This window comes from Bacillus sp. JJ722 (assembly GCF_036963345.1).
In the GTDB taxonomy this organism is placed as follows: Bacteria; Bacillota; Bacilli; order Bacillales; family DSM-1321; genus Bacillus_AD.
In genome coordinates, this window is record NZ_JBALMO010000094.1 from 1 (window position 1) to 11,818 (window position 11,818).

Consider the following 11,818-nt stretch of genomic DNA (forward strand, 5'->3'; position numbering starts at 1 on the left):
ATTATATAGAAAACATAAGTTATAAAGCTCCAAATATTGAAAACCTTTACATTTATCATGATTTTATATTATACTTTTTGAAAGTTTAAAAAATTTAAGGTACGTTATGTAAATTTAATTGTACAAGATATGTAGGATGATAAATTTTCTGAAAACTAATTGAAGTAAACAATAATGTATTAGGGGTGAAGCTATGCGTATCGAACAACTATTATACATAACTGAAATAGCTAAAACTGGCTCCATTGCGAACACATCTGAACGACTGTTCGTATCCTCTCCAGGCATAAGTCTAGCAATCAGTAAGTTAGAAGAGGAACTTGGTGTCAAGATTTTTGAACGTTCTAGAAATGGATTAGAACCCACAGAATCAGGATCAAAACTTATCGTAAGAGCACAAGATATATTAAATCGTATAGAAGAATTTAAACAAGAGGCTAAAAGTGGTACTTCAGAGGTAAAAGGGCTACTATCTATCTCTGCTACTCCTGGCATTTGTAGGAGCCTTATCCCTCTAACATCAGCTGAACTAAACACAAAATTTCCTAAGGTTACTCTACAGATTAAAGAAACCTCGCCTGCTCAGATTCAAAGAGATGTTCTGAATGGCGATGCGGATATAGGTTTAATTTTTTCATTTTCCTCAACAATCGAAGAAAATCAATTACTTACTACAACTCATCTCACAGATAGTTCGATGAGGATTTGTTTTAGAAACGATTCCGAATTAGCAAGTAAAAATACTCTCACCACAGAAGATATATATAAATATCCAATTGCTGCCTCAATGAATATAAATGATACGAAAAAATTCATCTTACAAATATTCGGTGAATATAACCAATTCGTCAACTTTCTAGTTTCACAAAACCCTGAAACAAAAAAGCACTTTATTTCACAAGGGTTAGCAATTGGATTTGAACCGTACTTAACAACCCAAACCGATTCCTTCTATCAACGTGAAGATATTATTGTATTGCCTTTATCAGACATAAAACCGTTAATATCATATCATAGTATTAAATTAAAAAATCGATATTTTCCTATAGCAGGCAAGGAATTTTTGAAAGCGCTTCAAAACCAGGCGAATCATTTCAAAGAATAAAGAAGACTATAAAACTAAATTATGAACTTTAGAAAAATAGACTTTTGAAAAAAAAGTCTATTTTTCGGGTTACAGATCATTATGAATCTATCAACTAAGGTGTTACGATATTAGTGGAAAGTTTGAAGTGATCCAATAAATCCAAGAAATCATACAGTTTACTTTGGTCACCTGATACTATTAGTTTTCCATCGGCAATTGCTTGATCTGGTGTAAGAAGGCCCATCCCCATTTTACAGAAAGCTGCTTTATCTACAGTTAAGGCTACATTAGGATTATCGTCTACAACATTTGCTTTATGAATCAACACAGCATTTTCTAAATAAATTGTATATGCTTGATTCGTATCTGTAATTATCACATTTAACGTCATTTTTTTTCCCGCTGCCTTTGTCCCATTTAATTTGATAGCTAACAATTTGAAGAACTCATCTATTGGCATACTGATTGCCATTGCTGCTGTGTTCAGAGTTCCTTTCATTACACCATTCCTTAGTTCATACGCTCCAGTGAGATATGTATTTCGCCAATTTGCTGATTCTGCTTGATATCCTAATTGTTCAAAGGTATCTGCTAACAAATGTTTCGCTTCTAGATTAGATGGATCGTTCATTACTACATGTTTTAATACTTGAGCAACCCAACGATACTCTCCTTTAATATAATCCTCTTTTGCTTGTTTAAATACGTTGGCCGCACCACCCATGTATTGTACATATTTTCCGCCTGCTTCCACCTGTGGTAGTGAATCTAAATCGGATGGATGACTGCTATAGTAGCCTAGATAAAAATTATATATCCCCTTAACATTATGTTTTAATGTGCCATAATACCCTCGATTGCCCCAATACTTATCTAACGCTTCTGGAAGTTTAATCATTTCTGCTATTTCATCCATGGTGTAACCATGATTGGCTAGTCTAACGGTTTGATCATGCATATATTTGTATAAATCACGTTGCAATTTCAGATGCTGCAAAGCTCTTTCTTTACCTAATACAGGCCAAGCATGTGCCATAACCAAAGCTTCAATCTCCTCATTTTTAAATAAGTCAATTGTCTGATCTAAGGCATTAGCCCACGCTAGTGCATCTCGCGTTTTTGCTCCCCTTAAAGTATAAATTTGGTGCATTGTTTTATTGGCGTTTTCTGATGCGTAGATTACTTTGTAATTTGGAATATAAAAATGCATTTCTGCTGGGGCTTCTGTGTTTAAAGTTAATTGAAATGTAAAGGAAATACCATCGATATCCATCGCATGAATTGTGTTTTCAATTTCAAGAGTAGGCAGTACAAAACTAACTCTACCAGTACCTAAAATATGACCAATGCCTGCATTTACCTGTCCCTTGGGATCAATTGGTATGATAGATCCAAATTGATATTGAGAACGACGACTCATAATTGTACCTAAAAGTACTTGTTCACTTAATGCTTCTTGAGTAAAATTTTTCGGGGCAATAATTGGAATTTGAGGATGATCAGCATATTCTAGGATTGCCTGAATCCCTCCATAATGATCTGTATGACTTTGGCTAATAATGATGGCTGTAACTGGTTTTGTCGGCCGATGCTTATAATATAGTTCCATTACTGCTCGCGCAGATTCTATCGTTGTTTGAGTATCACAAACAATTATCCCCGTAGCCCCTTCTATAAAAATCGTGGTAGCTAATCCTTGTCCACGAATTTGATAAACACCGTCTACTACTTTAAATAAGCCAGCAATAGCATGTAATTTGCTGTTTCTCCATAAGCTCGGGTTAACTGTTTCTGGTGCAGAATCATGTTGAAGAAACCCAATCTTATCCAAGTCCCAAGCAACTATCCCTTTTTCATTTAAAATTTTTGTTTCTAAAGGTGCAACAAAACCTCTTTGGGCATCTTCAAAATCTTGTATGTCATCAAAATTCAGGTAATCGTATACCTCTTCATGTACTTTTTTTGTAAATGAAGTGGCATTTCTTGATTGAATTGTTATATTACTTGCCATACAGCATACCTCCAGTTAGTTTTTAAAGAAATTTGTATATAATCATACCATTGAATGTTCAGCTTTGATTTTTGTAAACGTTACCATATGAATACCGATTACTTTTCCCTACGTATTTTCTCATACTTCTTTTCTTTACTAATGATATTCGCAATGATTCTAAATAACGCAAATATTAACGTTTATAATAATTATTGTCAGCAATTTAATAAAGTTGAAAAATTAAAAGGTACATTAATTAAATTTTATGGCAGTCTGTATATTTTTAGATATTAGCCTTGTGATTTAATATATTAAAAAAAGAATGACCTATTTAGATGAGGGTACTAAAAAAAGTCCAATGTTTAAACAAAAGGAGTACGTAATCTTCAATATATAGATTAAGCACTCCTTTTTCAAAACTAAATATAGTGTATAAGATTACATACTTTTCGACATCAACCACTTTTTTCAGCGGCGTCGTTTAGATAGACATTCCTTTAGTTTTCAAATTCGATGGATTAGCTCTATTTTTTATAACACGTTGATTCATTAATGCCTCGATTTGCTGTTCTGAATATCCAATTTCTGATAATAGTTCATTTGTATGTTCACCAGGCTTTGGAGCTAATCTCCAAATAACTCCTGGAGTTTCTGATAATTTAATCGGTGGTGAAATGAGTTTGATATCCCCAAGTTCTTCATCATGATAGGTTTGGAACATCTTTCTTTCAATAAGTTGAGGGTCCTTCTCTAAATCTTCAAGTCTATTTACGGCGGATACACAAGTATCTACTCCATCAAATATTTCAACCCATTCTTGCCTTGTTTTTTGAATAATAATAGATTGAATTTCTACTTTCATGTACTCTTGTTCTTCCGTTGGTGCATGTATCTTTTGAACAAATTCTTCTCTCCCTATCGTTTTGCAAAATGCCTCCCAGAATTTTAATTCTGATGCACCAACTGATAAATATAGGCCGTCTTTCGTTTCGTATACCTCGTAATTGGCCTTTCTCCCAGACAAATCCATTTTTCCTCTTTCTGGTTGCTCTTTTGATGCTAAATACGATGGAAGTAAAACTTGTAGCAACGAAAGAACTCCATCCATCATCGAAACATCAATAAATTGTCCTTTTCCGGAGCGTTCTCTTTCAAAAAGAGCCATTAAAATGCCAATCGTACCCATTAGAGCTCCACCACCAACATCTGCAATTTGTATTGGAGGAACAATCGGCTTACGACCACTTACACCTAAATATTCTAATAATCCTGCGTAGCTAATATAATTTAAATCGTGTCCAGGCATTTTAGCATAAGGGCCAGTTTGTCCGTACCCCGTTATAGCACAATATATTAATCTCGGATTTATTTCTTTCAAAACTTCATAGCCGACACCAAGACGGTCCATCACTCCAGGACGATACGATTCCAACACAACATCAGCTTGTTCAACAAGCTTCAAAAAGATTTCTTTGCCTTGTTCTGATTTTAAATCTAAACACATACTTTTTTTGTTTCGGTTTACCGAATGAAAAAAAGCGCTATCTTCACCAATTTTTGGATGTATTGCTCTTGCATAATCACCGATTCCCGTGTCTTCTATCTTGATTACTTCTGCCCCATAATCAGCAAGAAGCATGGTACTAAAGGGACCAGGTAACAATCTAGATAAATCTAATACCCGTATAGATTCTAAAGCTATTGACATGTGAATCATCCTTCCATTTCAGACCTAAATTTTTCGTAAATATCACCCTTGTGATTTCTTTATCCTAACTTCCATCTAACTTCATTTTCAGACGATAGTTTCATCTGATCAAGCACTTAAGCGAGACCACAAATGCACAGTTAGCTTCTACGTTTTTACCTAAATCTAACTCCTTTCCTTTTTATACTGAGACATATTCTAAATTCTATTATTTTTAAATATTTATACTTATGGTAATTTCGAATTTTACTTATTGAAAGTATAAAAATTAAAAGGTATATTATATAAATGTTAATGATTGATAGATTTATAAGAGAACTGAAAAAAAAGTCAATTTTAATAATCCATAATACTATAGGTATTTTTTGCTACATGTAAAGAAGCTTGAATGAACTTCATATTCAAGCTACTACCTTTGAAAAATAATATAAAATTAAAAAACCGTTCAGCACCATGAAGTGACAAACGATTTTTTAATCCAATTTTTAAGCTGCTTGTAATAACTCACGATCACGCTTCCCATGTAACCAATAGTACAGTGGTATACTGCAAATAATTAAAACAACCATCCATACAAAGATAGCTCGATACCCTGTAAACGGGACGATAAATCCTAATATATATGGTCCTATTCCTAATCCTAAATCAAAGAAAATAAAATATGTCGTGGTTGCTAATCCCAAACGATGCGGGGGTGTTAATTTCACTGCTACTGTTTGAGCGACTGAATTAAAGTTTCCATAACCGAGTCCGATTAAAACAGCGGCTAATAATAGCATCCAACTAGTTGTAGCTTGACTAAAGAGCAACATTCCAACAGCAAAAATACCTAAGCTCGGATATGTCACAATATTAGCACCTCTCACATCCATCAACCTCCCTGTAAACGGGCGTGAGAAAATCACTACTACCGCATACACTAAGAAGAAATAACCAGCTGCCGAAACGAGATGAATTTCTTCGGCATAGAAAGGTAGAAACGAGAGAATACCTGAATAACTGAAGCCAATTAATAAGGAAATGAAAGAGATTGGTACGGCTTTCGGCTCGAGAAATTTAGAAATGAATGAACCTTTTACTGCTAGATCATTAGATGCAATGATCGGTATATTAATTCTTGCTAAAGCATAAATGAGCAAACAAATCATGGAGAGTACGATATTCATAGAGAATATCAAGAAGAAACCGTTTTCCATTTTCATTAATAGAATACCGAAAAAAGGTCCGATAGCTGTTGATAAAATCGCACTTAGACTAAAAAAGCCAATTCCTTCACCCCTACGAGACTTAGGTAAGATCTGTGCAATAATGGTTCCTGTTGCGGTACCCGCTATACCAACTGCAATTCCTTGTAATAGACGATTGATCAGCAAAAAAGCTAAATTAGCTACAAAGAAATAGAATATCGACGTTACCGCGAAAAATATTAAACCAATCCACAATGTTTTTTTCGTACCTATATCACTAATCGCCCGACCTGTAACTAATCGGCCAATTAATGCACCAATAATAAATATACTTGAAACTAACCCAGCTGAACTTGTAGAAGCATTAAATTCTATTTTTGCGTATGATGCAATTGTGACCATTAGTAGAAAAAACATTAGTGTAATAATAAAGTTAATTAAAGACACAAGTACAAATTCTTTTGTCCAAAGTTTTTCTTTCTTCACCACTTACCCTCTTTTCTGTAGGTTCACAAACAATTGATTTAAAGATTGCTCTGCTATTTCTCTTTCCTCCTGCGTAATCCCCTCCATTATTTTTTCTAGAAAAACATCTGTCGTTTGCTTAATTAATTGATACAAAGAGATACCTTTTTCTGATAACTTCATTATTTTCTGTCTTTTATCCTCGCCTGATAAGATGATAATTATTTCTTGAGCAACTAACTTTTGAACAATTGGTGTAATAGATGGCTTCTCCACATGCCAAAAATCTGCTACATCGCTTAATGTAGAAGAACCATTATCCTTAAGATAGCGGATTAAAGCCCATTGAGTTGTTGTGACACCATGAAGATTCAACTTCTCTTGCAATCGATTAGTATAAATTCGCCGAACTAATGCAATTTTTGAGAAAAATGAGTACATAATAGCTCCTTTTAAAAAATTAGTTAGTTAATTTAATTAAATTTATCGTGTTCTTCTTGGAATGTAAAGTATTTTTTGATTTTTTTGAATTTTTTATTTAAAATCAAATCGCTACTAATTATTACGCTATAATAATATGCTACCTTTGATGAACCTGTGTCTGTTTAATTCCGTACAAAATAGCCCTGCACATTTTAGTACAAGGCTTTCACTCTTAATATATTTCAGTTGCATTTGGAGGTAAAGTTTGAACATGCTTGTGATATTGTTTAACTTTGTTTGCTTCATCAATGGGATAAGAATAATCAAAATAATTCGCCACTTCCATTGCAACCTCTTCAAATAATTCCGTCAAAGTGTACAAAGCAAACCAAACAGACTCATAGCTCCCACTTGGGTAAGTCTTCAAGAGCCTTTCCCATATTTCTTGGCTAACATAGCGCTTTAGAAACTTTCCATTCTTACCAATGCTTAATGAAAATTCCGTTTGAATGCCGACCTTCCATTCAATCATTTTTAGCAGCATTGATCTAACCATATTGAAATGATCATATGCATATAAAATTTCTTGTCTCCATAGCCCTTTCACTATATAGGTTGAAGTCCACCAAAACTCATTGCAGCAATCAGCAAAGAACTCAGCAGAAGGTCGTTTAATCCAATAGCCTTCATCTGTTGGATCAGGTATAGTAGGCATTTGCTGATCTTTATCTAACAAAAGCACAGTAAGACCATCTTCAAAACAATAAATCTCTTTTTCTTCTATCGGAATTAGCATCAAATCTATACGATTTCCATCAGTAAACAACATGAGATATGAAAATCTACCCCCTAGCTCTGCTGGAAACAACGACATATTCTCAGGCGTCTGCATGATGATTCGCTCTCCAAAAATACCAATCCAATTCGGATTATTTATATATGATTGCATATCAGTTACAAGATAGACGATATCAAAATCTCTAAAAGGATCTTTAGGCACATTAGCATTCGTTCTTGAGCCATTCATCCCAACAGCTCTCACTCTATCATCTTTTTTAGCAACGCGTAGCACTAAATCTAATATTTCTTCCGCAGAACGCACGATCATTCCTCCTAAAAAGCTCTATAAAAAAGCTTACCAAGAAAATTATAATATATAAAGGTCAGACTATTCATTTAAGAACGTAAATAAAAGTTATTAGGAATATGTAGTTGTTTTTCGATTTAGAAAAGGCTGCCCCAAAATGGAACAGCCTAATCTCCGTATATTGAAACAAAAACTAACTAATCTACTTATCTACTTATCTACTTATCTACTTATCTACTAATTACTGTTGTTATGAGGTGTATCAAGATTGTAGATCTTGTACTCCTTTATAAATCCATTCGAAAAGCTCTTCCAGCTTTTCTTCTTCAACACATGAAAAGGCAATTCGTAAATCGGTTCTATTGATTGCGATTGTACCAATTCCATATTTGTCTAATAGATGCAATCTTAGCATTTCAGCATCTACATGGAATAGCTTTAAACACATAAAGTACCCAGAATTAAAAGGATAATAAGTCCAGACATCTTTATATCTTTCTGAATCGACAATCTCCTTAACCTTCATTGCACGCCGTTTCATGATCACGTACTTTTCTTGCTTTTCTTGTTCATAAGCTTTCGATTGTAACGAATGTAAAATGATCGTTTGCGACAAATGGGAGCTGCTTGAAATTGTTCCCCTAATAAGCCCTGATGTTTTTTGATCTAGTGCTTCTAATATTTCATCATGCTCAGAGGCAAATGTAAGAAAACCTACTCTAAGACCCCAAACATAATTTTCTTTTGTTGCACCATCCACCTTGATAGGTATTATTTTCGGATGAAGTCCCGCGAATCTACCAAACAAAGATTCTTTAACAGAATTCTCATAGAATAGTCCGAAATAAGCATCATCTAAAATTAAGACGATTGTAATTCCAGCCTCCGCAGCTTCAACTACAGCAGAAATAATACCTTCCACTTCTTCTTCATGAGGACTGTATCCTGTCGGATTATTAGGGAAATTAAGCAAAACAATGGCTTTACCAGCATCTTTTTGTTCCATTAAGCGCTTCTTAAAAGCATTGACATTAAATCTTTTTGTCTCATCAAAAAGCTCAAATGTTTTAAGATGCCCTCCTCTTCGAACGTGGAAAAGAAACTGGTAATTCCCCCAATACTTATCAGGCAAAATAATCGCGTCATTTTCGTTTACAAACAGATCGGCTGCTAAACTTAATCCATGAGTAAGTGCATTTGTCATAATAGGCATCCCTATGCTTTTCGTTTGTAAAGAAGGATTTTCTTTTAACAATTTTCTTTTCCATTCTTTACGCAATTCCATCTTTCCAGATGGAGGTGCATAGGTGTATACATCTTCAGGAGCATAACCTTTTAATGTTTCATGTATATGCTTAAAGTGCATCGGAGCTTCTTCTTCTGTGGCAATTCCTATAGTCGCGTTAAATCGAGTTGCCTTTTTGCTCGCTTCTGCACTTTGACTTAAAATCCCTTTTGGATAATACAACTTCTTACCTAAATCAGACAATGCATGATATACGTTTAGATTACATTTACGTATGACATCGTTTAAACCTTTTGCAAGCTCGTTCATCATATCCTCTCCTCAAGACCACTAACCATCGTTCATTGGCTAGATATATATGCTTGTATAAGTTATTCTCCTTTATGCCAACATCCCCCAATGTTGTCATAACGGACAATTACTTCTTGCTGAAGAATCTGATTGTATCGTTCTTAGCCTTAGTTCACGAACGAATCATACTTTTTAGCAGTACAAACAATTCAATTTTTATTTATAGCTCATCCCCCAAAATAGATATGAAATGACTTCGTATCTATTAAAATGAACTATAAACATTTTTGTAGTAAAAAGATAATTGTGAATCAACTCTTCTAATTAACCAAGAAAGTCTCATTGTTTAGCTACTTTATGGATGATTATCCACCCTTATATCATATTAAAAGTTCATCCTTTTCAAACCATCCATTTATATATTTTTTTAACCATCCATTTAAAAAAGAACCATGAACAAATCATGATTCTACGATAAACAATTCATTATTATTTTATAGTTTCTAGAGCTTCTGCAAATCTTTTAATTCCTTCATGTATTGATTTTTCGTTTTCCCTAGCAAATGTAAAACGAATAAATCCTTTTTGAGATCCCATAGTTGTTCCAGGTGCGTAAATGACACCTCGTTTGATGGACTCTTCAAGCAATTGTACCTCATTGAAATCTTTCTTTATCTTGCACCAAATGTGAATTCCGCCTTCTGGTATATTAAAATCCACTTCATCCTTCAAGAAATATCGAAGGCTAGTGACAATTTGATTTCTTCGCATCTCTAACTTTTTAACTAAATTCTTGATATGAGCATCAAATTCTTTGGAATCTAAAAAATCATTCGAAATCCATTGTGTATAGCTAGCATGTCCGAAATCGATTTGTTGCTTCGCATCGGATAATCTTTCGATAACTGGTTTTGGCCCGATAATCCAACCGATTCGCAACCCTGAAGCAACGATTTTTGATAATGAACTAATGTATAAAACATTTCCATTATGATCCATCGATTTTAATGTTGCCATCTCTTTTCCTGAAAAGGATGTTAAACTATATGGATCATCTTCAACAACAGGAATACCATATTCAGAAGATATTTTCAAAATATCTTTTCGGCGACTTTCATTCAATAAAGACCCTGTCGGATTTTGAAAGATCGGATTCAAAAATATCATTCTAATACGATGTTTCTTATGCAACGAGACTAAATCTTCAGGGTTTACACCATCCTTATCAACTGGCAAAAAGTATGTTTTAATTCCCGCTGATTTAAATATTGGAAGATTATAATGATAAGATGGCTCTTCCAATGCTACTGCATCTCCCGGTTTTAATAAACATTGTACAACTAAATGTAGAGCTTGCTGTGCACCAGATGTAATAAGAATGGATGAAGGATTCGTTTCAATTCTTCGAAATCCCTTTACGTGCCTTGCAATCGTTTCTCTTAATATCACGTTTCCTTGGGGATGATCATATCCTAAACTTCCTATGAAAGATCTGGACGAAGTAATCTTTCTTAATGAATCCATTGGGAAAAGATCTTCCGATAATTCCCCGCTAGCTAAATTAATCAGTTTATCTTCTACCATTGTTTTACGAATCTTTTGTGTAACAGGTAAATTAGGTAGGAAACTCCCCGCTTCAATATACCTGTTCCAGCTCGGTATACGTTTCTTCGTAATTCCCCAAATATCTTTACTAATCGTGGTACCTACTCCTCTATTCCTCTGGATGAGTCCATTAGCTTCCAACTCATCATACGCAGTAACTACTGTGCTTCTATTTATGTTAAATTCCTTCGCTAAATTTCTTTCAGAAGGTAGCGGCTTATCTGGTGGAAAAGTACCATCCGCTATTCCACTTTCAATATATTCTGCAAGTTGTTTATACAGTGGTTTTTTTGCTTTCCGATCTGGTTTCCATTCCATCTTAGACATTCCTTAATCATTATTTAGTTCATAATATATTTTTCCATTTACCTAAATAGTATTATTATAAAATAATAATACTATTTCTCAACCATCCAATTCTCTTCACTTCTTACCATCCACTCCATTTAGTATGACCTGATAATTTTCTTTTTAGATTTCTATGAAAAAGTATAATCAATCATGTTACCTCATCTATAGGCATTTGTTAAATTTTAAGTACTGTGAAATAGTAAATATTTTTCGTTTTTGAAAATTTAGTGACACCTATGTCAATTACTTGCGTTTCTAGAATTACCCATCTAATATAAAAGACGATTGTGAATCACTCTTCCCTCATTATTTACTATTCACTCTCCCAAATACTGAAAGGGGTTTATACATGTTAAAAAAATATACTCTATTAAC

Annotated in this window: 8 protein-coding genes; 1 reads left to right on the forward strand and 7 read right to left on the reverse strand. The window is 34.0% G+C overall.

Annotated elements, in window-relative coordinates:
• Positions 1-193: 193 nt before the first annotated feature.
• Positions 194-1,105, forward strand: a complete 912-nt coding sequence (locus V7014_RS12885; RefSeq protein ID WP_335507728.1) for a LysR family transcriptional regulator — start codon at positions 194-196, stop codon at positions 1,103-1,105.
• Positions 1,106-1,199: 94 nt separating this feature from the next.
• On the opposite strand, the gene V7014_RS12890 is transcribed toward V7014_RS12885, so the two are convergent.
• The 7 genes from V7014_RS12890 to V7014_RS12920 all read right to left on the reverse strand — a co-directional run bounded on the left by V7014_RS12890 (position 1,200) and on the right by V7014_RS12920 (position 11,410).
• Positions 1,200-3,098, reverse strand: coding sequence for an alkyl/aryl-sulfatase (locus V7014_RS12890; protein ID WP_335507730.1), 1,899 nt, complete (start codon positions 3,096-3,098; stop codon positions 1,200-1,202).
• A gap of 463 nt (positions 3,099-3,561) precedes the next feature.
• The gene (locus tag V7014_RS12895; RefSeq protein WP_335507732.1) at positions 3,562-4,788 is read right to left on the reverse strand and encodes a CaiB/BaiF CoA transferase family protein; all 1,227 of its coding nucleotides are present in this window, start codon (positions 4,786-4,788) and stop codon (positions 3,562-3,564) included.
• Between the two features lie 485 nt (positions 4,789-5,273).
• Positions 5,274-6,461, reverse strand: a complete 1,188-nt coding sequence (locus V7014_RS12900; RefSeq protein ID WP_335507734.1) for an MFS transporter — start codon at positions 6,459-6,461, stop codon at positions 5,274-5,276.
• Positions 6,462-6,464: 3 nt separating this feature from the next.
• A complete protein-coding gene (locus V7014_RS12905) occupies positions 6,465-6,881 on the reverse strand; it encodes a MarR family winged helix-turn-helix transcriptional regulator (RefSeq protein ID WP_335507736.1) in 417 nt (138 codons plus the stop codon).
• 214 nt (positions 6,882-7,095) lie between these two features.
• On the reverse strand, positions 7,096-7,971 hold the full coding sequence (locus V7014_RS12910; protein WP_438824914.1) for an aminoglycoside 6-adenylyltransferase: 876 nt from the start codon (positions 7,969-7,971) through the stop codon (positions 7,096-7,098).
• A gap of 241 nt (positions 7,972-8,212) precedes the next feature.
• A complete protein-coding gene (locus tag V7014_RS12915; protein ID WP_335507740.1) occupies positions 8,213-9,505 on the reverse strand; it encodes an aminotransferase class I/II-fold pyridoxal phosphate-dependent enzyme in 1,293 nt (430 codons plus the stop codon).
• A gap of 471 nt (positions 9,506-9,976) precedes the next feature.
• Positions 9,977-11,410: a PLP-dependent aminotransferase family protein gene (locus V7014_RS12920; protein WP_335507742.1), complete on the reverse strand. Its 1,434-nt coding sequence runs from the start codon at positions 11,408-11,410 to the stop codon at positions 9,977-9,979.
• Between the last annotated feature and the right edge of the window lie 408 nt (positions 11,411-11,818).